Here is a 22,224-nt window from a genome sequence, read left to right as displayed (position 1 = left end):
TGCGGAGTGGCCGGGGAACGCCGTCCGTTGGACAGACTCTTCATGACTGCCACCTCGACGACTCCGGTGCCTGTCGCACCCAAGTTCCCGTGGACCGGGCTGATCGCCCTCGCCACGGCCACCTTCCTCTCGGTCACCAGCGAGATGATCCCCACCGGCCTGCTGCCGGACATGAGCGCTTCTCTCGGTGTGAGCGAGGCGCAGATCGGCCTCCTCGTGACCGTCTTCGCGTTCACGGTGGTTCTGACGAGCGCGCCACTGACCGCGCTGACCAAGCGCTGGTCGCGGCACGGACTGCTGATCGGCATCCTGGTCGTGCTCGGCCTCTCGAACGCGCTCACCGCGATCGCGCCGAGCTATGAGTTCGTCGTCGGCTCGCGCATCCTGGGCGGAATCGCGCATGGCATGTTCTGGTCGATCGTCGGCGCCTACGCCGGGCATCTCGTCCCGAAGGAGCAGATCGGCCGTGCCGTCTCGATCACCCTGGCCGGCGGGACGCTCGCCTTCGTCCTCGGGGTGCCTCTGGGCACCTTCGCCGGGCACGTGTTCGGCTGGCGGCTGTCGTTCGGGATCATCGCGGCGCTGATGTTCGTCGGCGCGCTGGTCGTGTGGAGGTTCCTGCCCGCGGTGGAGCGGGACGAGGACGCGGTGGGGGTCCGCCGCCGGGACCGCACCGCCCCGAAGCGGCGGGACCGCACCGTCCCCGCTGTGATCATGGTCTGCCTCATCGCCGCCGTGACGATGGTCGGCCACTACGCCTTCTACACGTTCGTCGTTCCGTTCCTGACCGGGCCGATGGGCGTCCCGGCCGGGAATGTCGGGGCGCTGCTGTTCGTGTACGGGATCGCGGGGGCCGGCGGTCTGCTGCTCGCCGGGTCGGTGCTGGGCCCCCGCCCGCAGCTCGGTCTGCTTCTCGCGCTCGGGGTGACGGGTGTCTCGGTCGCCGCTTTGGCGCTCGTGTACGCACAGCCGGTCGCCGCGCTGATCGCATTCCTGCTGTGGGGCCTCGCCTTCGGCGCGCTGCCGCCGCTGCTGCAGACGCGGCTGCTGCACACGTCGTCCGCGGCGTTCCGCGACACGGCCAGCGCGCTCTACACGACGTCGTTCAACGTCGGTATCGGCGGGGGAGCCCTGCTCGGCTCGCTGATCTTCGACGCGGGCGGCCTCATGCTGCTGCCGTGGTGCTACGTCGGGCTGCTCGTCGTGTCGGTGGTCTTGGTCGCCATCGTCGGCCGCATGACGCGCCGCCACGACGTCGTCGCCGTCTGACACCACTTCCCGCGATCTACTGGTCCCAACACGCCGTTATCGCGCGGGACTTACCGGCGTGTTGGGACGAGTAGATGTGGGCGTCGACGGTCAGGCGACGGGGACGCCGTCGCGGAAGACGCGCTGGACCGCGAAGCGGTCGTCGAGCAGGACGGCGTCGGCGCGATAGCCGGGCTGCAGTCGCCCGAGGTCGCCTCCGCGGCCGATGGCGGCCGCCGGCGTCTCGGTGACCGCGCGCACCGCGTCCGTCACCGGCAGCCCGACCTCCTTCACCGCGCGGCGGAGCGCGTCGTCCAGCGTCAGCGTCGATCCCGCGATCGACCCGCCGCCGGCGAGCCGCGCGACGCCGTCCCGCACCTCCACCTCGAGCGAGCCGAGCAGGTAGTCGCCGTCGGCCGACCCGGCGGCGGCCATGGCGTCGGTCACCAGCGCCAGCCGTCCCGGTGCGGAGGCGAACGCCATCCGCACCACCTCCGGGTGCACGTGGACGCCGTCGTTGACGATCTCGAGCGTGACGCCCGGCGTGCGAGCGGCCGCCGCGACCGGCCCCGGCGCGCGGTGGTGCACGCCGGGCATCGCGTTGAAGGCGTGCGTGAGGATGCTCGCCCCGGCGTCGAAGGCCGCCAGCGCCTGCTCGTACGTGGCGCCGGTGTGCCCGACCGCGACCGCGACGCCGGCGGCGGAGAAGGCGCGCACCGCGTCCATACCGCCCGGCAGCTCCGGTGCGATCGTGATCTGGCGGAGGGTGCCGTCGGCCGCGCTGAGCAGCGCGTCGACGTCGGCCGGCGTGGAGGGCCGCAGTAGCGACGGCTCGTGCGCGCCCTTGTGCCCGACGTCGAGGAACGGCCCCTCGAGGTGCGAACCCAGAATGCGCGAATCCGACGCCATCAGCGACGCCACCGTCCGCACGCGCGACGCCAGCGCGTCGACCGGCGCCGTGACCAGCGAGATCACCGCTCGCGTCGTCCCGTGCCGCTGGTGCAGGTCGAGTCCGCGCGCGATGCCCTCGGCGCCGTCGTCGAAGCTCCCGCCCCCGCCGCCATGCACGTGGATGTCGACGAACCCGGGCGTCAGCCACCCGCCCCGCGCATCTGTCGACTCGACCTCCGGCGACGACCGCCACGACGACCCGCTCCCGACTTCCGCGACGACGCCGCCCGCGAAGCGCACCCACGCATCCTCGACGACCGTCCCGCCGTCGACCAGCCGCGCCGAGTGGATGAGGTGGTCGCCGCTCACGCGACGATCACCTCGAAGCCCGCCTCCACGAACGCGGAACGCTGTTCGGCGGTGATGCCCTCGTCGGTGATGAGCGTCGTCAGCACCTTCGGGCCTCCGAGCGTGGCGAACGCCTTCCGTCCGATCTTGGACGAGTCCGCAACAACGACCGCGCGCGTGGCCCGACGCGCCATCAGGGAGTTGACGCTCGCCTCGCCCTCGTCGTGCACGGTCGCGCCGACCACGGGGTCGATGCCGTTCACGCCGATGAACGCGATGTCCATCGTGATCTTCTCGAGCACCACGTCGCTGTACGGGCCGACCAGTTCGTAGGAGCGCGCGTGGACGACGCCGCCGGTCACCACGGTCTTGATCTGCGGGCGCATCACGAGCTGCGCGGCGATGTTGATGGCGTTCGTCACCACGGTGAGGCTGGGGTGCGGCGACGGCTCCATCAGGTCCGGCCGCGAACCGAGCACGGTCGCGACCGCGGTGCTCGTCGTCCCGCCGCACAGGCCCACGACGGCCCCGCGCGGCACGAGCGCGCTCGCCGCCTGCGCGATCCGCAGCTTCTCGGGCGCGTGCTGCTCGCGCTTGTAGCGGATCGGCAGGTCGTACGCGACGGACTGCCCGATCGCGCCGCCGCGGGTGCGGGTCAGCAGCTGCTGGGAGGCCAGCGCGTCCAAGTCGCGGCGCGCGGTGGCCGCCGAGACGTCCAGCTTCTCGACGATGTCGTCGACCTCGACCTGGCCGGCCTCGGCCAGCAGGTCGAGCACGGCGTTCAACCGTTCCGCTCTGTTCATCGGTGTCCCGCCTCCACTCGGCCCGCGGCGTCGCGGCTCGCGACGTCGAACAGGGTCATCAGGCGCGCCGCCTCCGCCGTCACCGCGGTGCGTCCCTCCCCGATGTACTTCCGCGGGTCCACGGCCTCCGGATGCGCATCCAGGTAGCCGCGGATGGCGTCCGTGTAGAACCGGTTGAGGTGGGTGGAGACGTTGACCTTGGTGATCCCGGCGCGGATCGCCTGCTCGATGGTCTCATCCGCGACCCCGCTCGACCCGTGCAGCACCAGCGGAACGGGCACGGCGTGTCGCAGCCGAGCGATCAGCTCGAGATCGAGCGCGGCGGTCCGCTCGGTCATGGCGTGCGAGCTGCCGACAGCCACCGCGAGGGCGTCGACGCCCGTCTCCGCGACGAAGCGACGGGCCTCGTCCGGGTCGGTGCGGACTCCGGGGGCGTGCGCGCCGTCCTTCCCGCCGATCTCGCCGAGCTCCGCCTCCACGAGCACGTCGTTGGCGTGGGCGTGCTCGACCACCCGGATGGTCGCGGCCACATTCCGGTCGTAGTCGAGTGTGGATCCGTCGAACATGACCGAGCCGAACCCTGCCTCCACCGCGCGCCGGGCCAGCTCCTCGTCCTCCGCGTGGTCGAGGTGGACGGCGACGTGCGCGGTCGACTCGGCGGCCAGCGCGAGGGTGGCCGCCGCGATCGGCTCGAGCGCTCCGTGGTATGCCACGGCGTTCTGCGACAGCTGCAGGATGACGGGCAGGCCGGTCTGCTCGGCCGCGTCCACCAGCGCCTCGGCCGTCTCCAGCTGGATGACGTTGAAGGCGGCGAGGCCGGTGCGGCGGCCGACGGCGGCGTGCAGCAGGTCGGCGGTGGGGACGAGGGGCATGGCGGCTCCGGCGTTGGGGCGGTCGGTGGACGGGGTCAGCCGGTCACGAGGCGCGCCTCGAGCTCCGGGTAGGACGGGTGGAGCTCGCCGGCGAGCGGGGCGAGGACGGCGGCGGCGGACCACGCGACGGCGCGGCGAAGCAGCAGAGCCGGGTCGGAGGTGCCCGAGGCGAGCAGGGTCGCGACCGCAGCGACGGCGGCGTCCCCGGCTCCGGTCGGGTTGCCCGCGAGCGGATGCGTCGTCCGCAGGTGCAGCGGTGCGCCCGAGCCGGTCACCGCGAGCATCCCCTCGGCCCCCAGCGACACGAGCACGAGCCCGGCGCCCGCGTCGAGCAGGGCGCGGGCGCCCTCCACCGGGTCGTCGTTCCCGGTCGTCTCGGCGAGCTCGAGCCGATTGGGCTTCACGACGCTGGCACCGGCTTCGGCCGCCAGCACGAGCGCGGGCCCGACGGCGTCGATCACGCTCGGGATGCCGCGCCCGGCCGCGATCGCGACCAGCCCGGCGTAGAAGTCGTCGGGCGCGTCCGGCGGCAGGCTGCCCGAGCCGACCACGCAGGTCGCCGGGATCGCGAGCCGCGAGGCCGCATCCCGTAGCGCCGTCCACTCGGCCTCCGTCAGGGGGCCGCCCGTCTCGTTGATCACGGTGGTCTCGCCCGCCGACTCGTCGACGACGGCGATGCTGCTGCGCGTCGGGGACGCCACGGGTACCAGTTCGTTCGGAAGCCGCGACGCCTCCAGGTCGTCCGCCAGCCGCAGCCCGGATGGACCGCCTGCGGTGGTCAGCGCGAAAGCGGCGCCGCCGGTCTGCGCGACGACCCGGGCGACGTTGAGCCCCTTGCCTCCTGCACGGACGGCCGGGGGAGCGGCGCGGTGCGTCTCGCCGGGCTGCAGCGCGGGCACGCGGTACGTGAGGTCGAGGGCCGGATTCGGCGTGACGGCGAGGATCACGGCGCGGGCTCCGTGACGGGTCGGGCGTCGACTGCGAGAAGGTCACGCGCCCGCAGGGCCGCGCCGATGAGTCCGGCGTTCTCGCCGATGCTCGCCGGCAGCAGCACCGGGCGGCGGTGGAAGGTCAGGATGGCGTCCAGCTTCTCGGCCAGCGGCACGAACAGGGCCGGACCCGCCTGGGCCAGGCCGCCGCCGATGACGATCGCCTCCGGCGCGAGCAGTGCGACCGTATGCGACAGGTCGAGTGCGAGTGCATCCAACGCCGAATCCCACACCTGGCGCGCTGCGGGATCGCCGGCCTCGGCGCGCTCCAGCACCGCGCGCGCGCCCGGCACCGCCGCGCCGGTGAGGGCGTTGTACCGCCGTGCGATGGCGGCCGCCGAGGCAACGGCCTCCAGGCAGCCGGTCCCGCCGCAGGCGCACAGCGGTCCGTCGGCGACCCGAGAGTGCCCCATCTCGCCCGCCATTCCGCCGCCAGTGTGGAGGCGCCCATCGAGGAAGATCGCGCCGGCGATGCCGGTCCCGATCGCCATCACGACGACATCGCGGTAGGGGGCCGCCGCTCCGAGCCGGTGCTCCGCCTCGCCCGCGCCGCGCACGTCGTGACTGAACGACACCGGCAGGCCCAGCGCCTCCCCGGCCCGCGAGCGGAACGGGAAGTCGTGCCAGCCCAGGTTCTCGGCGAACACGCCCACCCCGGCGTCGTCGTCCACGTGCCCGGGCACGAGCAGCCCGGCGGCCTGCGGGACGACCGTCGGATGCTCGGCGCCGAACCGCGCGGCGAGGTCCGCGACCGCCGCGACGACGGCCTCGCCGGTCGCGGCTCCGGCGTGCGGGGTCGGGACGCGGACGACCGACACGAGTCGCCCGTCGCCGTCGACGAGCGCGGCCTTCATGTCCGTCCCGCCGACGTCGAACGCCAGCACCGGCGCGCCGCTCCCGAGCGGGGCGGCGGCCGGTGCCTGCGGGTCGAGAGCTGTCGTCACGAGGGGAGGATGACCGATCGGGTGAGGTTGCGCGGGCTGTCGGGATCGAGGCCGAACCGGCGCGCACGGGCCAGGGCGACGCGCTGCGCGCGGACGAGGTCGGCCATGCCGTCGATCGGGCGGTCCTCGAAGCGGGCGCCGGTGACCGCGAGGTCGCCCGACAGCCCGACGGGGGCCTCGCCCAGCATCCAGGTCACACGGCCGGGAGCCGCGATCGAGATCGGGCCGTGACGGTACTCCTTGGCCGGATACGACTCGGTCCAGGACTGGGAGGCCTCGCGCATCTTGAGCGCCGCTTCGTGCGCGAGCCCGACCGTCCATCCGGCGCCGAGGAACGCGTACTGCTCGGCGTCGACCAGTTCGTCGTCCAGCTCCTCGTCGATCGCGGCCGCGGCCTGGTCGATCGCGGGCGCGAGGTCGTGGCCGAGGGAGGCGCGCACCAGCGCGAGCGCGGTCGTCGCGAAGCGGGTCTGCACGACCGACTGCTCGTCGGCGAAGGGGAGGCGTATCGCCGTGTCGACCAGGTCCACCAGGGGCGTCTCGGGGTCGCCGACGATGCCGATCGTGCGGCCGCGGATGCCGGCGACGCGCGCCGCGTCCAGCAGCTCCAGTACCTCGGTCGTGGTCCCGGAGCGGGTGATCGCGACGATGGCGTCATAGTCGCGGGTCAGCACGTGCGCCTCGGACGCGGCGAACGCGTCGGTCACCCCATGGCCCGCGGCCTCGCGGAGGGAGGCGTAGGCCTGCGCCATGAACCACGACGTCCCGCAGCCGACCACGGCGATGCGCTCGCCGGCTGACGGCAGCAGCGCCTGCTCCTCGCGGAGCCCGGCGGCGGTCGCCCAGGTCTCGGGCTGCGAGCGCAGCTCGGTCTCTATGTGGGCCCCTCCGGGGGATGCGTGCGTCACTGATCGCTCCTGTTCTGTCGATTGGGACCAATGATCGCTGATGATCGATCACTCTGTCTAGTAATCATGTTCAATCGTTTCTCGGAGCGAATGCCGGGAATCCGCGGGTCGGTGTAAACGCCATGTAACGATCTCCCGCTTGGTTCTTGACGGGAGCGCCCGCACGCGCCATGCTTTCGAGCATCCATTGAGTGCAAGTGCTTGTTTCAAGCAAAAACAAATCACTATGCATCACCAGCTACGCATCGTCGCGCAGGCACCATCGCAGTGACGGTTCGTGTAATTCCCTTCGAGAAGTGAGGAAGCAATGAAGAAGTCACTGCGGTGGGGAGCGGCGGTCGCGACAGCGGCGGTCGCCACCATGACGCTCGCCTCCTGCGGCTTCAGCGGCGGGTCCGGAGGCTCGTCCGGCGGCGCGCAGACGCTCGACCTGATGGTGGCGAGCTACTCGGACAACACCAAGGCCGAGTGGCAGCAGATCATCAAGGACTTCGAGGCCAAGAACTCCGACATCAAGGTGAACCTCGACGTCGAGTCCTGGACGGACATCAACAACGTCATCAAGACGCGCATCCAGGCCCAGAAGCAGCCGGACATCCTGAACATCGACGCGTTCGCCGGCTTCGCGGCCGACGACCTGCTGTACCCGGCCAAGGACATCGTCTCGTCGTCCACGCTGAACGACTTCCAGGACGCCTTCAAGAAGAACGCGAGCATCGACGGCACCCAGTACGGCCTGCCGTTCATCGCCTCCGCCCGCGCCCTGTTCTACAACAAGGACGACTTCTCGAAGGCCGGCATCTCTGCCCCGCCGAAGACATGGGCCGAGTTCGAGGAGGACGCGGGCAAGCTCAAGGCCGCCGGCGTCACCCCCTACGGCATGCCGCTCGGCAGCGAGGAGGCGCAGGCCGAGACCGCGCTCTGGTTCTACGGAGCGGGCGGCGGCTACGGCGACGCCAAGAAGCTGACGATCGACAGCTCGGAGAACGTCGAAGGCGCCACCGAGATGCAGAAGATCATCAACCAGGGCTACACGCAGCCGAACGCCGGTTCGACGAACCGCACGCCGCTGCTGAACGTCTTCATCCAGGGCCAGCTCGGCATGCAGGTCGGCCTGCCGCCGACAGTCGGCCAGATCAAGGACAAGAACCCGTCGCTGCAGTACGGCATCGCGCCGATCCCGACCAAGGACGGCTCGCCGTTCACGCTGGGCGTCGCGGACCACCTGATGGCGTTCAAGAACAAGACCGACAAGACCGCGTCGATCAAGAAGTTCCTCGACTACTTCTACTCGAAGGACGTCTACTCGACCTGGGTCAAGGCGGAGGGCTTCCTGCCCACCACCAAATCCGGCGCGGACGTGATGGGCTCTGACGAGACCATCAAGCCGTTCCTCGACCTGCTGCCCAACGCGAAGTTCTACCCGTCCACCAACCCGAACTGGTCGGCCGCGCAGGGCGCGATCCAGGCCCAGATCGGTCAGCTCGGTCAGGGCGCGAAGCCCGAAGACCTGCTGAAGTCGATCCAGGCGAAGGCCGACGGCCAGTAAGCCGGAGACCGGCATCCAGGTATGACCAGCACTGCTGAAGCGACCCGCGCGGGGGCGGCCACCGGCCGTCCCCGCCGCGGGGCGTCCCCCAAGCCCCGGACCGGCGCGTCCGACCTGTGGCACGCCGTGCCGTGGACGCTGCCCGCCCTCATCCTGATCTTCGGCGTGGTCCTGTTCCCCGCCGGTTACATGATCTACAACTCCACCCGGAAGATCTCGCTCGCCGGTGTGGACCACGGCTCGGTCGGATTCCAGAACTACGCGACCGTGCTCTCCCGCCCGGAGCTCCCGGGCATCCTGCTCAACACCCTGGTCTGGGTCGTCTCGGTCGTCGTGATCACCGTGGTGATCTCGCTCGCCCTCGCCCAGTTCCTCGACAAGAACTTCCCCGGCCGGCGCTGGGTGCGGATGGCGATCATCGTGCCGTGGGCGGCGAGCGTCGTGATGACCACGACCGTGTTCGTCTACGGCCTCGACCCCTTCTACGGGATCATCAACAAGTTCCTGGTGGACATCCACCTGCTCGCCGAGCCGTTCGGCTTCACCAAGGAGCCGGTGCCCGCGTTCATCTCCTCGATCGGCATCGCGGTGTTCGTCTCGCTGCCCTTCACGACGTACACGATCCTCGCCGGGCTGGCCGGCATCCCGGGCGACATGCTCGAGGCGGCGAAGGTGGACGGCGCCAGCGCGTTCCGCTCCTACTTCAGCGTCACCCTGCCGAACCTCCGCAACGCGATCGCCCTGGCCACGCTGATCAACATCATCAACGTGTTCAACTCGCTGCCCATCCTGAAGCTGATGACCGGGTCCATCCCCGGCTACAAGGCGGACACGACCACCACCTACGTGTTCAAGCTGCTGCAGAACGAGCAGCGGATCGATCTGTCGAGCGCCCTCAGCGTGATCAACTTCCTGATAGTGCTCGTCGTCGTCGGCCTGTACCTGTGGATCGTGAAGCCGATGAAGGAGGTCTCATGACCGCCCCCGCACCCGTCGCGCTCGCCGGAGCCGGAGCCCCGGCCGCCCGTCGGCGTCGTCCACGCGGAGCGGGCTCGCCGTGGCGCACCGTCGTCAAGGTGATCGCCGGCATCGTCATCGCCCTGGTCTTCATCGCGCCGTACCTGATCATGCTGGTCGGCTCGTTCAAGAGCAGGAACAACATCCTCGCCGTGCCGCCGACCTATCTGCCCGAGCAGTGGCATCCCGAGAACTACCTCACGATGTGGTCGACGCCCGAGACTCCGCTGCCGTACAACCTGATCTCGACCATCGTGATCGCGGTGTTCGCCACGGCGCTCGTGCTCATCGTGTGTGTGCCGGCGGCGTACTACACGGCACGGTTCCGGTTCCCGGGGCGGGGGATCTTCTTGTTCCTCGTGATCGTCACGCAGATGCTCCAGCCGACCGTGCTCGCCACGGGCCTCTTCAAGGAGATGGTGGCGCTCGGCATCAACGACACCTGGCTCGCGATGATCCTGGTGAACGCCGCGTTCAACCTGGCGTTCGCGATCTGGATCATGCACAGCTTCTTCTCCGGGGTGCCGAAGGAGGTCGACGAGGCCGCCCAGCTCGACGGCGCGGGCAAGTGGACCGTGCTCTTCCGTGTCCAACTGCCGCTGGTCTGGCCGGGGATCGTGACGGCGATCATCTACACCTTCGTCGCCTCCTGGAACGAGTTCGCGGCGAGCCTGGTGATCCTGTCGACGGATGCGAACCAGCCGCTCTCCGTGGCGCTCACCAAGTTCGTCGGCCAGTACGACGCGGCATGGCAGTACGTCTTCGCGGTGTCCGTGGTGGCGGTGATCCCCGTGGTGATCCTGTTCATGCTGATCGAGAAGCGGCTCGTGGGCGGGCTGACGGCGGGCAGCGTGAAGTAGGACCCCAAGTCAACCGGTCCCCGCGCACATCCCGCGCGGGTACCATCCAAGAGGCGAAATCAGCGGGGCGGCCTCACGGATGGAACGATGACAGCGGAAACCACGAGCACCCGGCGACCGGTTCTCACGGCCGCACCGCTCGCCGTACCCAGGCGGCTGCGTTTCGCCGGCCGCGAGGTGCCCTGGTGGGCGGCGGTGCTCGTGATGTACGCCGTGTCACGGCTGCTGACGACGGCGCTCATGCTCGCGCTGTTCATCGCGGCCAACATCGGGCACTGGGAGTACGCCAGCCCGCGGATGGATCCGACGTTCTTCACGTTCTCCGGCTCCTGGGACGGCGCGTACTACAGCCAGATCGTCGAGCAGGGCTATCCGACCTCGCTGCCGCTCGACGCCGACGGCTCGGTGCAGCAGAACCCGTGGGCGTTCCTGCCGCTGTACCCGATCATCGTCCGGGCGCTGACCTTCGTGACCGGGATGGACTTCTACCCGGCCGGGGTCGCGGTCGCCATGGTGTTCGGTGCTGCGGCGAGCGTCGTCCTGTTCCGCCTGGTGGCGGCGCGCGCGGGCGTGTCGAGCGCGTTCTGGGCGACCGCGTTCTTCTGCTTCGGACCGCTCTCGTTCGTGCTGCAGATCGCGTACGCCGAGAGCCTGTTCTTCTTCCTGATGTTCGGGGCGCTGCTGACGATGATCCAGCGGCGGTACTGGCTGATGCTGCCGTTCGGTGTGGCGGCGGCCTTCACGCGCCCCGGCGCGCTGGCGCTTCCCCTGGCGCTCGCGATCGTGCTGCTGATCCGGATGCTGCAGGTGCGGCGCGGGGGCGAGCCGTTCCGTCCGCGCGAACGGCTGAGCATGATCGTGACGGGAGCCGTCATGGCGGTCGCGGGGATGTCGTGGCCGATCATCGCCGCGGCGGTGACCGGGACGGGCGACGCCTACGTCGCCACCGAGCTGTCGTGGTGGACGGGCTTCATCGGCAAGGTCGCGTTCATCCCGCTGACGCCGTGGTTCCTGCTCAGCTGGCGGTACCTCAGCATCCTGGGCGCCCTGATCGTCATCGGGATCGTCGCGGGCTTCGTCTGGATCGTGACCCGGCCGTCGGTGCGCGCGCTCGGGACGGACGTGGTCGCGTACGCAGCCAGCTACGGGCTCTACCTGTTCGCGGTGTTCCTGCCGCAGCAGAGCACGTTCCGGCTGCTGCTGCCGCTGTCGCCCCTCGCGGGGGCGCGCGGGCTGACGCGCAACCGCCGCGCGCGGAAGGCGACGCTGATCGCGTGCATCGCGCTCCAGCCGGTGGCGCTGGCGCTGCTGTGGTTCATCGGGTACCCGTGAGCCGGGCGACAGGCCTCAGCCCACGCGTTCCGGCCACCTGACCTCCGGGACGCGGCGGTACTTCGTCCCCGCAGCGTCCCAGTGCTCGGCGAGCGACGCCAGCCGGTCGGAGAAGTCCGCCAGGTCGCGCGCCGCGACTACGGGCTCGGTGTCAGCCGGGGCTGTCGACCAGCCGACCTCGGCGACGGCCGCAAGCCGCGGGAAGACCATCTGCTCCACCTCTTCGATCGTCGCGACCGTCTCGGTCCAGAGCGGCGCCTCCACACCGAGGATGTGCGCATCGCCGAGGCCGGGGACGATGCGCGCCGGGTCCCAGACGAAAGAGTCGCGGAGCGTGGTCGGGCCGCCCGTCCAGTCCTGCCCGATCGCGTCGCCGTCGGCGTACACGATGTCGAGGTAGGCGACGTCGGACGGCGACATGATCACGGACCCGCCCTCGCGGACGAACGCGAGCGCCAGCTCGGCGGCGCGGCCGCGCGGGGCGGTGAAGTCCCAGTACTGGCCGATGGTGCCCGGGGGGAGACCGCCGGCCTTGCCCACCTCGTGCCAGCCCACGGGCGTCTTGCCGTTCTCGGCGACGACGCGGAACGCATCCTGCACGAACGCGGCGAAGTCGGCGTCGCTCGTGCTCAGGCACTCGTCGCCGCCGAGGTGGAGGTACCGACCCGGCGTGAGGGCCGCGACCTCCCGGATCACATCCCGGACGAAGCGCTGCGTGACCGGGTCGCCGGTGCGCAGGGTGCTGAAGCCGACCTCCGATCCGGTGTACAGCGCCGGCGCGACGCCGCTCGGGTTGAGCTCGGGATACGACGCGAGCGCCGCGTTGGTGTGGCCCGGCATGTCGATCTCTGGGACGACGGTGATGTGCCGCTCGGCGGCGTAGGCGACGAGCTCGCGGAACTCGGCCTGCGTGTAGAAGCCGCCGCGGCTGCCATCGCTGCCGGTCGACCCGCCGACCCGGGTCAGCTCCGGCCACGACTCGATCTGGAGGCGCCAGCCCTGGTCGTCGGTCAGGTGCAGGTGCAGGTGGTTCAGCTTGAGCAGGACGATCGCGTCGATGAACCGCTTCACCTCGGCCGGTGTGAAGAAGTGGCGCGCCACATCCAGCATCGCGCCGCGATACGCGTACCGGGGGTGGTCGTGGACGCGGACGGCGTCGATCGTGAGCGGGTCGCCCTCGCAGACGGCGGGCAGCAGCTGGCGCAGGGTCTGCACACCCCAGAACGCGCCTGCGGTGGTCGCTGCGCCGATCCGGACGCCCTCGGCCGAGACCTCGACGGTGTAGCCCTCCGCGCTGTCCGAGCCGTCCTCGTGCGGTCCCTCACCCGGCGCGATGACGATCGCGATGTCGCCGTAGGCGGGCGGTTCGGCCACGATCGCGGGCTCGCGGCCGCAGTCCGACGCGAGTTCTGCGGACAGCAGACGGGCCACTCCGTCGGCACCCGCACCCGCGACGCTGATGCGCGCGGAGTCGGTCAGCACGAACGGGGACGCCGCGGAATTCTCGGTGCGGACGGGGCGGGGCACGACCACGGTGGGCTCCTGGAGGCTCGGGGGAGTGCGGACCGGCCGGCACCGCCACCCCCGCTGGTCGACCAGAAGCGAGTATTGCAGGGCTCCTAACTAATGGGCAAGGGTTCCGGCGGGTGGCCGCTTTGCTATGCTGTCCCACGTCGCAACTGGCGCTCAGATGGTCACCATCGGGGAGCGACACGCAACCTCCTTGAACACGGGTGGATTCGGCCGCGCGCCTGGGTCGATACGCAGATGGTCCATCCCTGTACGAAGGAGCCGGTTTTGACCGACACGTTGCCCTCCACGTTCACAGCGCCTCTCTCCGAGGTCGACCCCGAGATCGCCGAGGTCCTCCAGCTGGAGCTCGGCCGTCAGCGCGACTACCTCGAGATGATCGCGTCCGAGAACTTCGTGCCCCGCGCCGTGCTCGAAGCGGTCGGGTCGGTGCTCACCAACAAGTACGCCGAGGGCTACCCGGGCCGCCGCTACTACGGCGGCTGCGAGTACGTCGACATCGCCGAGCAGCTGGCGATCGACCGGGCGAAGGCCCTCTTCGGCGCCGAGTACGCCAACGTCCAGCCGCACTCCGGCGCGTCGGCCAACGCCGCCGTGCTGTCCGCCATCGCGACGCCCGGCGACACCATCCTGGGCCTGGAGCTGTCGCACGGCGGCCACCTGACCCATGGAATGAAGCTCAACTTCTCCGGCAAGCTCTACAACGCCGTGTCCTACGGCGTCGACCCCGAGTCGTTCCTCGTCGACATGAACGTCGTGCGCGACAAGGCCCTCGAGCACAAGCCGCAGGTCATCATCGCCGGCTGGTCGGCGTACCCGCGCCAGCTCGATTTCGCCGCGTTCCGCGAGATCGCGGACGAGGTGGGCGCCAAGCTGTGGGTCGACATGGCGCACTTCGCCGGCCTCGTCGCCGCGGGGCTCCACCCGTCGCCCGTCCCGCACGCCGACGTCGTCTCGTCGACCGTGCACAAGACCATCGGCGGCCCGCGCTCCGGTTTCATCGTCAGCCGCGACACCGAGCTGGCGAAGAAGCTCAACTCCAACGTCTTCCCGGGTCAGCAGGGCGGCCCGCTGATGCACGTGATCGCCGCGAAGGCGACCGCGTTCAAGCTCGCCGCGACCGAGGAGTTCAAGGACCGCCAGGAGCGCACCATCCGCGGCGCGCAGATCCTCGCCGAGCGTCTGACCGCCGACGACTCCCGCGCGGCAGGCGTGGACGTGCTCACCGGCGGCACCGACGTGCACCTGGTGCTCGCCGACCTCCGCACGTCGGAGCTCGACGGCCAGCAGGCCGAGGACGTGCTGCACGAGGTCGGCATCACGGTCAACCGCAACGCGGTGCCGTTCGACCCGCGGCCGCCGATGGTGACCTCCGGTCTCCGCATCGGCACGCCCGCGCTCGCGACCCGCGGCTTCGGTGACACCGAGTTCACCGAGGTGGCCGACATCATCGCGCTCGCGCTGCGTCCGGGTGCCGACACGAAGGCGCTGCGCGCCCGCGTGGACGCCCTCACCGCCGCCTTCCCGCTCTACCCGGGCCTGACCGCGTCCGGCCAGGAGGGCTTCCCCGTCGAGCTCCCGTCCTCCATCTGACCCGCAACCCTCCGTCGAGTACACGAAGAGTGCACGCCGCCACGGCGCGTCCCGTGCATTCTTCGTGTACTCGATGGGGGAGACACAAGGAGAGCGTGTGACTGCGCAGATACTCGACGGCAAGGCGACCGCGGCCGAGATCAAGGCGGAGCTGCGGGAGCGGGTGGCGGCGCTGCGTGAGAAGGGTGTCGTGCCGGGGCTCGGCACCATCCTCGTCGGCGACGACCCCGGCTCGCAGTGGTACGTCGCGGGCAAGCACCGCGACTGCGCGGAGGTCGGCATCGCATCCCTCCGCCGCGACCTTCCCGCCGACATCTCGCAGGCGGAGCTGGAGGCCGTGGTCGAAGACCTCAACGCCGACCCCGACTGCACGGGGTTCATCGTCCAGCTGCCGCTGCCCGCGCACCTCGACACCCACGCCATCCTCGAGCTGGTCGAACCGGCGAAGGATGCGGACGGGCTGCACCCGACGAACCTCGGCCGTCTCGTGCTGAACGCCAACGACCCGATCACGTCGCCGCTGCCGTGCACGCCGCGCGGCGTCATCGAGCTGATGACACGCCACGGCGTCGACCTGCGCGGCGCGGACGTCGTTGTGGTCGGCCGCGGCGTCACCGTCGGCCGCTCGATCGGCGCGCTGCTCACCCGGCGCGAGTTCAACGCGACCGTCACCCTCACGCACACCGGCACCCGGTCGCTCGGCGAGCACCTGCGGAGGGCCGACGTGATCATCTCCGCGGCGGGCGTCGCCGGGCTGATCACCGCCGACGACGTGAAGCCGGGCGCGGTCGTGCTCGACGTGGGCGTGAGCCGCATCGAGGACCCGGTGACCGGCAAGAGCGTGGTCGCCGGAGACGTCGCGCCCGAGGTGGCCGAGGTCGCCTCCTGGATCTCGCCCAACCCGGGCGGTGTCGGCCCCATGACGCGCGCGCTGCTGCTTCAGAACATCGTCGAGGCGGCCGAGAGGGAGCTGGCATGACCGACGAATCCGCCGAGCGGACGCATCCCGCCGTCGAGCGGGTCGAGGCGGCACTCCTCGCGGCAGGGGTGGAGCCGCGCGTGCGCTGGTTCCACACGGCGACGCCGACGGCCGTCGCCGCCGCCGCGGAGCTCGGCGTCGAGGTGGGCGCCATCGCGAACTCCCTCGTCTTCACGCTCGACGGCGAGCCGCTGCTCGTCATGACGTCGGGCGCGCACCGCGTCGACACCGCCTTCCTCGGCGAGCGGCTGGGCGGACGCATCCGCCGGGCCGACCCCGACACCGTCAAGGCGGCGACCGGCCAGACCATCGGCGGCGTCGCTCCCGTCGGCCATCCCGCGCCGCTCCGCACCGTCGTCGACGAAGCGCTCGCCGGCTACCCGGAGGTCTGGGCCGCCGCGGGCCACGCCCACACCGTCTTCCCGACCACCTTCGACGAGTTGGTCCGCCTCACCCACGGCACCCCCTCGCCCGTCACTCCCTAGCCCCTCCCTCGAGGAGAAGGGCCGCCGAAGGGCAGCTAATTGCGGCCGACACGCCGCTCTTCCGCGCAACTACCTGCACTTCGGCGGCCCTTCCGGGCCGCGCGCTCAGCGGTCGATGACGACGATGAAGCGGCGGCGCACCACGCGCTCGCCGACCGCACCGGTCAGCTCGTCGAGGGCGGCGAGCACGCGGTCCAGGATGCGCGGGCGCAGCGGCAGCTCGGCCTCGTCGGGCTGCTCGACCGTTCCGGGAGGGTAGGCGACGCCGGGGGAGGCGGACATCTCGATGTGCGCGCCCCGCAGCTCCCGCACCGGCGCGGTGGGGTCGTCGCGGAACCGGATCAGCCGCTCGATCGTCGCCCGGTACTGCGCCAGGTCGCGCACGTACAGGTGCGCGGGGAGCACAGTGTCCCCGGTGAACAGGATGCCCGTCCGACGGTCGAAGAACACCACCGCCGACGGTTCGTGGCCCGGGCCGCCGATGACGTCCACCACGCGCCTGCCCAGGTCGAACGGAACCGTCTCGTCCGGCCAGGAGCGGAAGCCGAAGAAGCCGATCACCTCGGCCGGGCTGGTGCCGACGAGGGTCGTGCCCGGACGGTCGCGCAGCAGCGCGTCTCCGGCGATGTGATCGCCGTGGGCGTGCGAGTGCGCCACGACCAGCGGGTACGGACGGGTGAAGACCGCGGGGTTGCGACGCAGCCAGTCGGCCGTCAGCCGTTCCACGGTGGACCGCAGCGGGAACACGCGCTCGTCGGAGGTGGCGCCCGTGTCGATGAGCAGCGAACGCTCCCGCCCGAACAGCAGGTAGAGGAACGGCGCCTCCCAGTGCGACGCCTTCGGCTGTCGCACCTGCACCGTATCCGGGTCGAGCCAGGTCACCTCCGGCTCCGTCGAACGCTGTTCCGTCATCCGCTCCATCCAACCCCCGCCGGGTAAAGCGCAGGTGAACAGCCGCGCGCCGCGAGGTCAGTCCTCGCGGCGGGCGCCCTCCGATGCGCGCACGGTGAAGAGGTCCGGCTGGCCGAACCCGTGCTCGGCGAACGCGCCGTCGAGCGCGACCAGCACCCGGCTCACCGCGTCCGAGGGCACGAGCGCGATCGCCGAGCCGCCGAAGCCGCCGCCGGTCATGCGCGCGCCGATGGCGCCGTTCGCCTGCGCGGTCTCGACGGCGAGGTCGAGCTCCGGCACCGAGATCTCGAAGTCGTCGCGCATGGACACGTGGGAGGCGTCGAGCAGCGGGCCGATCGCGGCCGGTCCCTCCTCGCGCAGGGTCCGCACCGTGTCCAGCACGCGCTGGTCCTCGGTCACGATGTGGCGGACGCGGCGGAACGTCACATCGTCGAGCAGTTCGCGCGCGCGGTCGAGATCGGCGACCGAGACATCCCGCAGCGCCTCGACGCCCAGGATGCGGGCGCCCTCCTCGCAGGAGCGGCGGCGGTCGGCGTACCCGCCGGTCGCGTGGGCGTGGGTCACGCCCGTGTCGATGATGAGGATTTCGAGCCCGGCGTCCTCGAGGCCGAGCGGCACGATCTGCGACTCCAGCGAGCGGCAGTCGAGGAACACGGCGGCGTCGCGCTCACCGAGCAGGGAGGCCGACTGGTCCATGATGCCGGTCGGGGCGCCGACGGCGACGTTCTCCGCCCGCTGCCCGACGCGCGCGAGGGTGCGGCGGTCGAGCCCGAGCCGCCAGATCTCGTTCAGGGCGATGGAGACGGCGCTCTCGATCGCGGCGGAGGACGACAGCCCCGCGCCGACCGGCACGTTCGAGTCGATCAGGATGTCGACGCCCGGCACCGCGGCCAGGTCGGCGCCGAACTCCCCGAGCGACCAGGCGACGCCCAGCGGGTATGCGGCCCAACCGCTCAGCGCCTCCGGTGTCAGTTCATCGAGGGATACCTCCACCAGCTCGTCCGCGAACGTGCTGCCGACGCGCAGGACGCGGTCGTCGCGCACGCCGACCGCGGCGACCGTGCGGCGGTTGATCGCGAACGGGAGCACGAAGCCGAGGTTGTAGTCGGTGTGCTCGCCGATCAGGTTGACGCGGCCGGGCGCCGACCAGACGCCGTCGGGTTCGCGGCCGAACACCTGGGCGAAGTCGTCGCGGACGCCGGTGCGCAGGTCGGTCATCGGTCAGCCTCTCGGTCGGAGTCGGGGGTGGTGGGTGCGACGGTCACGAGCTCGGTGACCTCGACCGGCAGCGGGCCGACCGGATTCGCCGCGTCCGCTCGCGCGATGGCCTCGCGCACCGCGGCGGCGGCCTGCTCCGGCGGGACGTCGCCGATCCAGGCGCCCATCGCCGCCTCGGAGCCGGCCAGGAACTTCAGCTTATCCGCCCCGCGACGAGGCGACGTCAGCTGCAGCATGAGCCGGATCTCGTCGCGCCGGACGTCCACCGGCGCCTGATGCCAGGCGGCGATGTACGGGGTGGGGGAGTCGTAGAGGGCGTCGACGCCGCGCAGCACCCGCAGGTACAGGGTGGCGAGTTCGTCGCGCTCGGCGGCGTTCGTCTCGGAGAGGTCGGCCACGTGGCGGTGCGGCAGCACGTGGATCTCGATCGGCCAGCGCGCCGCGAACGGCACGAACGCCGTCCAGTGCTCGCCCGCGAGCACCACGCGCTCCGAGTTCCGTTCGCGCTCCAGGATGTCGGCGAACAGCGTCGGCCCGTACGCATCGAGCGACCGGATCAGCGCCGCCGTCCGCGGGGTGATGTAGGGGTAGGAGTAGATCTGGCCATGCGGGTGGTGCAGCGTGACGCCGATCGCCTCGCCGCGGTTCTCGAACGGGAAGACCTGCTGCACGCCGGGCAGCGCCGACAGCGCCGCCGTGCGGTCCGCCCAGGCCTCGATGACCGTGCGCGCACGCGACGGCGTCAGGCTGCCGAAGGCGCCGGTCGTGGCCGGGCTGAAGCAGACGACCTCGCAGCGGCCGACGGAGGTGCGGGTGCGCCCGAGGCCGATCTCGGCCAGGTCGTCCGGGCCTTCCGGCGCATTGTCGTCCTCGAGCAACGGGCCGAAGGAGGGGGACTTGTTCTCGAACACCGCGACGTCGTAGAGGTCGGGGATCTCGGAGGGGTTCGTCGGGCTCGCGGGGGCCAGCGGATCAAGCTCCGCGGGCGGGAGCATCACCCGGTTCTGGCGGGCGGCGGCGATGGACACCCACTCACCGGTGAGGGGATCCTGCCGCATGGTCGCCGTCGCGGGACGCGGCGCCGGCTCCCGCAGGTCGGGCTTGCGCTCAGGACGGAGCGTCGTGTCGGCGTCGTCGTAGTAGATGAGCTCCCGGCCGTCGGAGAGACGGGTGGGGCGCTTCGTGATCGCGGCCATGCCATCCTTTCGAATCCGAAAGCAAGGATACGTGGGAGCTTTCGTATTGACAAGATATCGCAAGCGCTCCAGCATGGACGCATGAGCGAACCGCTGCCCGCCGCGCTCCGCCGCGAACGGATGCTCGAGCTGATCGGGCGCGCCGGCTTCGCCCGCGTCTCCGACCTCAGTGAGGCGTTCCAGGTCTCCGACGTCACGGTGCGCAGCGACCTGGATGCGCTCGATCGCGAGCAGATCATCCGCCGCGTCCACGGCGGTGCCGTCCTCCGCGCCGCAGGCGCCAGGGAGCCGAGCTTCGAGGAGGCGCTGGAGTCGTCCGCCGACGAGAAGCGGCGCATCGGCCAGGCGGCCGCGGCGATGGTCGTCCCCGGCAGCAGCGTGCTGCTCGACGTCGGCACGACGACCGCCGCGATCGCACGCGCGCTGGTCGAGCGCGACGACCTCGACGACGTGACGGTGATCACGAACGGCCTCACCATCGCGCTCGAACTGGAGCGCGCCATCCCGCGCTTCGAGGTTGTCGTCACCGGCGGGACGCTGCGGCCGCTGCAGCACTCGCTGGTCGAACCGCTCGCAGCCGTCCTGCTGGAGCGGGTCCACGCCGACGTCGCGTTCATCGGCTGCACGGGGGTGCATCCCACCGGCGGCATCACCAACGTGAACCTGCCCGAGGCCGACCTCAAGCGGGTGATGGTCGGCTCCGCCGAGCAGGCTGTCGTGGTCGCCGACGGCAGCAAGCTCGGACGCACCCATCTGGGCCGCATCGCGGGGCTCGCCGACGTCTCCGAGCTGATCACCGGTCCGTCGGCGGAGGACGACGAGGTGACGGCGCTGCGAGAAGCGGGGCTGCCTGTGGTCGTGGCCTGAGGCCTACCCTGGTGCCATGCGACCCGCGACCGGTGAACAGTACGAGCTCGACTTCGGCGACCTGAGCGCCACGATCGTCCAGGTGGGCGCGGGCATCCGGTCGCTCCGCTTCGCGGAGTCCGACCTGACGGAGCCGTATCCCGCCGCGGACCAGACCCCGTCCGCGTGCGGCATCGTCCTCGTACCCTGGCCGAATCGTGTGAAGGACGGGCGCTGGGACTACGAGGGCCGGACGCTGCAGCTCGACCTCACCGAACCGGCCAAGGGCAACGCCAGCCACGGCCTGCTGCGTCGTCGCCCCTACGAGCTGGTCGATCGCACCGACTCGACGGTCACGCAGGCCGCCGCGATCTATCCAGAGCCGGGCTACCCGTTCGCACTGGAGACGGCCGTCACGCACGAGCTGCACACCGAGGGGATGTCGGTGACGCACACCATCGCCAATGTCGGGGAAACTGCCGCGCCGGTCGCGGTGGGCGCGCATCCCTACCTCCGCATCGCCGACGTCCGGCCTGAGGAGCTGACCGTGCGCGTCGCCGCCCGCACCCGTTTCGAGACGGACGACCGGAGCAACGTCATCGGGGAGGCGCCGGTCGAGGGGACGCCGTACGACCTGTCGGCGGGACGCCGCGTGAGCGACCTCGACCTCGACACCGGGTACGCCGACCTGCCCGACGGCCCGGTGGAGCACTCGCTGGCGGCCGACGACGGCCGCCGCGTCGTGCTCTGGGGTGACGACGCGTTCCGGTATGTGCAGGTGTTCACGCACCGCTCGTTCGCCACGAAGCCCGGCGGCGTCGCGCTCGCGATCGAGCCGATGACCGCCCCCGCGAACGCCCTCAACTCCGGTCGCGGTCTCCGCTGGCTGGAGCCGGGGGAGACCTGGACCGTGAGCTGGGGCATCCGTCCGGAGGGCTTCGGCGGCGAGGCCTACCTGGCCAGCTGGGGGTAGAGCACGCGGACGTCCTCGTGCAGGCGCGACTTCACGCCGCGAGCGACGTCGCCGACGATGGCCTCCGCCTCGTCCGCGGCGACGGCGTCCAGCGCCTCGTCCACGACCTGGCGCGGCGGCACCTTGACGCCCTCGGCGCCCGCGGCCATCTCGGTGTCGACGTAGCCGACGTGGACGCCGACGACCTGGATGCCCGCCGGCGCGAGCTCGACGCGGGCCGAGTTGCTGGCGGACCACAGCGCCGCCTTGGTCGCGCTGTACGACCCGGTCGCGTACCAGCTGAGCGCGGAGTGCATGTTCACGATGGCGCCTCCGCCGTTGGCCTCGATAACCGGAGCGAAGGCCCGGGTGACGAGCACCGGACCCCAGTAGTTGGTGTCCAACTCGCGGCGGATCTCGTCGAGATCGCCGGTCACGAGCGACTGGTTGGAGGCGATGCCCGCGTTGTTCACGAGCACGGTCACGTCGCCCGCGACTTCGGCTGCGCGGCGGATGCTCTCCGGGTCGGTGACGTCGAGGGGCAGCGGGACGACGCGGGGGTCGTCGATGCCGACGGTCTCCGGGCGCCGTGCGGCGGCATAGACCTTGGTGGCGCCCCGCTCGAGGAGCGCGGCGACGAACGCGGCGCCGAGGCCGCGGTTGGCGCCGGTGACGAGGGCGACGCGTCCGGTGATGTCGGTCATGGGAAGTCCTTCCGGGAAAAGTAAACCGATCTGTGTATCGGTGTGAGG

At 71.1% G+C, this 22,224-nt stretch carries 21 protein-coding genes; 10 read left to right on the top strand and 11 right to left on the bottom strand.

The features are described from left to right. The first annotated feature begins 42 nt into the window (after positions 1-42). The gene (locus AB0P25_RS02860) at positions 43-1,269 is read left to right on the top strand and encodes an MFS transporter (protein WP_363805276.1); all 1,227 of its coding nucleotides are present in this window, start codon (positions 43-45) and stop codon (positions 1,267-1,269) included. Between the two features lie 90 nt (positions 1,270-1,359). Here the strand turns inward: AB0P25_RS02860 and nagA are convergent, their stop codons facing one another. From nagA to AB0P25_RS02830, 6 genes are read right to left on the bottom strand one after another with little or no spacing between them, the layout of a single operon-like run. After that, on the bottom strand, positions 1,360-2,508 hold the full coding sequence (gene nagA, locus AB0P25_RS02855) for an N-acetylglucosamine-6-phosphate deacetylase (protein ID WP_363805275.1): 1,149 nt from the start codon (positions 2,506-2,508) through the stop codon (positions 1,360-1,362). Then, entirely contained in the window at positions 2,505-3,290 is a 786-nt protein-coding gene (locus AB0P25_RS02850; RefSeq protein ID WP_363805274.1) for a DeoR/GlpR family DNA-binding transcription regulator, read from the bottom strand. The genes nagA and AB0P25_RS02850 overlap by 4 nt, the downstream gene beginning before the upstream one ends. After that, positions 3,287-4,162, bottom strand: a complete 876-nt coding sequence (locus tag AB0P25_RS02845) for a class II fructose-bisphosphate aldolase (RefSeq protein WP_363805273.1) — start codon at positions 4,160-4,162, stop codon at positions 3,287-3,289. The genes AB0P25_RS02850 and AB0P25_RS02845 overlap by 4 nt, the downstream gene beginning before the upstream one ends. A gap of 35 nt (positions 4,163-4,197) precedes the next feature. Continuing rightward, positions 4,198-5,109: a 1-phosphofructokinase family hexose kinase gene (locus AB0P25_RS02840; protein ID WP_363805272.1), complete on the bottom strand. Its 912-nt coding sequence runs from the start codon at positions 5,107-5,109 to the stop codon at positions 4,198-4,200. Next, positions 5,106-6,095: an ROK family protein gene (locus AB0P25_RS02835; protein ID WP_363805271.1), complete on the bottom strand. Its 990-nt coding sequence runs from the start codon at positions 6,093-6,095 to the stop codon at positions 5,106-5,108. Before AB0P25_RS02835 ends, AB0P25_RS02840 begins: the two co-directional genes overlap by 4 nt. Further along, positions 6,092-7,003, bottom strand: a complete 912-nt coding sequence (locus AB0P25_RS02830) for an SIS domain-containing protein (protein WP_363805270.1) — start codon at positions 7,001-7,003, stop codon at positions 6,092-6,094. Before AB0P25_RS02830 ends, AB0P25_RS02835 begins: the two co-directional genes overlap by 4 nt. A 307-nt stretch (positions 7,004-7,310) precedes the next feature. On the opposite strand from AB0P25_RS02830, the gene AB0P25_RS02825 reads away from it, so the two are divergent. From AB0P25_RS02825 to AB0P25_RS02810, 4 genes are all read left to right on the top strand, one after another. Next, positions 7,311-8,552: an extracellular solute-binding protein gene (locus AB0P25_RS02825; protein ID WP_064109698.1), complete on the top strand. Its 1,242-nt coding sequence runs from the start codon at positions 7,311-7,313 to the stop codon at positions 8,550-8,552. Positions 8,553-8,573: 21 nt separating this feature from the next. Next, positions 8,574-9,530 carry a sugar ABC transporter permease gene (locus AB0P25_RS02820; protein WP_064109697.1) on the top strand — a complete coding sequence of 319 codons (957 nt, stop codon included), beginning with the start codon at positions 8,574-8,576 and terminating at the stop codon, positions 9,528-9,530. After that, positions 9,527-10,429, top strand: coding sequence for a carbohydrate ABC transporter permease (locus AB0P25_RS02815; RefSeq protein WP_363805269.1), 903 nt, complete (start codon positions 9,527-9,529; stop codon positions 10,427-10,429). Before AB0P25_RS02820 ends, AB0P25_RS02815 begins: the two co-directional genes overlap by 4 nt. A gap of 87 nt (positions 10,430-10,516) precedes the next feature. Further along, the gene (locus tag AB0P25_RS02810; protein WP_363805268.1) at positions 10,517-11,761 is read left to right on the top strand and encodes a hypothetical protein; all 1,245 of its coding nucleotides are present in this window, start codon (positions 10,517-10,519) and stop codon (positions 11,759-11,761) included. A gap of 15 nt (positions 11,762-11,776) precedes the next feature. On the opposite strand, the gene AB0P25_RS02805 is transcribed toward AB0P25_RS02810, so the two are convergent. After that, positions 11,777-13,294: a family 20 glycosylhydrolase gene (locus AB0P25_RS02805; RefSeq protein WP_363805267.1), complete on the bottom strand. Its 1,518-nt coding sequence runs from the start codon at positions 13,292-13,294 to the stop codon at positions 11,777-11,779. A gap of 264 nt (positions 13,295-13,558) precedes the next feature. Here AB0P25_RS02805 and glyA point away from each other — a divergent pair, with 264 nt between their 5' ends. The 3 genes from glyA (at position 13,559) to AB0P25_RS02790 (ending at position 16,348) form a co-directional block, all read left to right on the top strand. Then, on the top strand, positions 13,559-14,884 hold the full coding sequence (glyA, locus tag AB0P25_RS02800) for a serine hydroxymethyltransferase (protein ID WP_363805266.1): 1,326 nt from the start codon (positions 13,559-13,561) through the stop codon (positions 14,882-14,884). Between the two features lie 97 nt (positions 14,885-14,981). Continuing rightward, positions 14,982-15,863: a bifunctional methylenetetrahydrofolate dehydrogenase/methenyltetrahydrofolate cyclohydrolase gene (locus AB0P25_RS02795; protein ID WP_363805265.1), complete on the top strand. Its 882-nt coding sequence runs from the start codon at positions 14,982-14,984 to the stop codon at positions 15,861-15,863. Further along, positions 15,860-16,348, top strand: a complete 489-nt coding sequence (locus tag AB0P25_RS02790) for a YbaK/EbsC family protein (protein ID WP_363805264.1) — start codon at positions 15,860-15,862, stop codon at positions 16,346-16,348. The genes AB0P25_RS02795 and AB0P25_RS02790 overlap by 4 nt, the downstream gene beginning before the upstream one ends. A gap of 105 nt (positions 16,349-16,453) precedes the next feature. Here AB0P25_RS02790 and AB0P25_RS02785 read toward each other — a convergent pair whose 3' ends face one another. The 3 genes from AB0P25_RS02785 to galT are packed head-to-tail and all read right to left on the bottom strand — an operon-like array spanning position 16,454 to position 19,674. Further along, complete coding sequence (locus AB0P25_RS02785) at positions 16,454-17,260, bottom strand: MBL fold metallo-hydrolase (RefSeq protein ID WP_363805263.1); 807 nt, start codon at positions 17,258-17,260, stop codon at positions 16,454-16,456. A gap of 57 nt (positions 17,261-17,317) precedes the next feature. Then, positions 17,318-18,478: a galactokinase gene (gene galK / locus AB0P25_RS02780; protein ID WP_363805262.1), complete on the bottom strand. Its 1,161-nt coding sequence runs from the start codon at positions 18,476-18,478 to the stop codon at positions 17,318-17,320. Further along, on the bottom strand, positions 18,475-19,674 hold the full coding sequence (gene galT / locus AB0P25_RS02775; protein ID WP_363805261.1) for a galactose-1-phosphate uridylyltransferase: 1,200 nt from the start codon (positions 19,672-19,674) through the stop codon (positions 18,475-18,477). The genes galK and galT overlap by 4 nt, the downstream gene beginning before the upstream one ends. Before the next feature lie 81 nt (positions 19,675-19,755). Between galT and AB0P25_RS02770 the strand changes: the two genes are divergently transcribed. Both AB0P25_RS02770 and AB0P25_RS02765 read left to right on the top strand, forming a co-directional pair. Beyond that, positions 19,756-20,541: a DeoR/GlpR family DNA-binding transcription regulator gene (locus AB0P25_RS02770; protein ID WP_363805260.1), complete on the top strand. Its 786-nt coding sequence runs from the start codon at positions 19,756-19,758 to the stop codon at positions 20,539-20,541. A gap of 16 nt (positions 20,542-20,557) precedes the next feature. Next, positions 20,558-21,493 carry an aldose 1-epimerase family protein gene (locus AB0P25_RS02765; protein WP_363805259.1) on the top strand — a complete coding sequence of 312 codons (936 nt, stop codon included), beginning with the start codon at positions 20,558-20,560 and terminating at the stop codon, positions 21,491-21,493. Here AB0P25_RS02765 and AB0P25_RS02760 read toward each other — a convergent pair. Next, complete coding sequence (locus AB0P25_RS02760; RefSeq protein ID WP_363805258.1) at positions 21,472-22,176, bottom strand: SDR family oxidoreductase; 705 nt, start codon at positions 22,174-22,176, stop codon at positions 21,472-21,474. The two genes, AB0P25_RS02765 and AB0P25_RS02760, sit on opposite strands and share 22 nt — an antisense overlap. Between the last annotated feature and the right edge of the window lie 48 nt (positions 22,177-22,224).

It is taken from the genome of Leifsonia sp. NPDC077715, assembly GCF_040686855.1.
GTDB lineage: Bacteria > Actinomycetota > Actinomycetes > Actinomycetales > Microbacteriaceae > Leifsonia.
The sequence above is the reverse complement of the archived record's forward strand: the minus strand, read 5'-3'. Positions and strand labels throughout refer to the sequence as shown.

What these genes read in the sequence shown, in the direction of transcription:
- AB0P25_RS02860 (WP_363805276.1), top strand. Translation starts at nt 43, where the DNA reads ATGACTGCCACCTCGACGACTCCGGTGCCTGTCGCACCCAAGTTCCCG.
- AB0P25_RS02760 (WP_363805258.1), bottom strand. Translation starts at nt 22,176, where the DNA reads ATGACCGACATCACCGGACGCGTCGCCCTCGTCACCGGCGCCAACCGC.
- AB0P25_RS02810 (WP_363805268.1), top strand. Translation starts at nt 10,517, where the DNA reads ATGACAGCGGAAACCACGAGCACCCGGCGACCGGTTCTCACGGCCGCA.
- AB0P25_RS02850 (WP_363805274.1), bottom strand. Translation starts at nt 3,290, where the DNA reads ATGAACAGAGCGGAACGGTTGAACGCCGTGCTCGACCTGCTGGCCGAG.
- AB0P25_RS02770 (WP_363805260.1), top strand. Translation starts at nt 19,756, where the DNA reads ATGAGCGAACCGCTGCCCGCCGCGCTCCGCCGCGAACGGATGCTCGAG.
- AB0P25_RS02825 (WP_064109698.1), top strand. Translation starts at nt 7,311, where the DNA reads ATGAAGAAGTCACTGCGGTGGGGAGCGGCGGTCGCGACAGCGGCGGTC.
- AB0P25_RS02815 (WP_363805269.1), top strand. Translation starts at nt 9,527, where the DNA reads ATGACCGCCCCCGCACCCGTCGCGCTCGCCGGAGCCGGAGCCCCGGCC.
- AB0P25_RS02820 (WP_064109697.1), top strand. Translation starts at nt 8,574, where the DNA reads ATGACCAGCACTGCTGAAGCGACCCGCGCGGGGGCGGCCACCGGCCGT.
- AB0P25_RS02845 (WP_363805273.1), bottom strand. Translation starts at nt 4,162, where the DNA reads ATGCCCCTCGTCCCCACCGCCGACCTGCTGCACGCCGCCGTCGGCCGC.
- galT (WP_363805261.1), bottom strand. Translation starts at nt 19,674, where the DNA reads ATGGCCGCGATCACGAAGCGCCCCACCCGTCTCTCCGACGGCCGGGAG.
- AB0P25_RS02790 (WP_363805264.1), top strand. Translation starts at nt 15,860, where the DNA reads ATGACCGACGAATCCGCCGAGCGGACGCATCCCGCCGTCGAGCGGGTC.
- AB0P25_RS02785 (WP_363805263.1), bottom strand. Translation starts at nt 17,260, where the DNA reads ATGACGGAACAGCGTTCGACGGAGCCGGAGGTGACCTGGCTCGACCCG.
- AB0P25_RS02765 (WP_363805259.1), top strand. Translation starts at nt 20,558, where the DNA reads ATGCGACCCGCGACCGGTGAACAGTACGAGCTCGACTTCGGCGACCTG.
- galK (WP_363805262.1), bottom strand. Translation starts at nt 18,478, where the DNA reads ATGACCGACCTGCGCACCGGCGTCCGCGACGACTTCGCCCAGGTGTTC.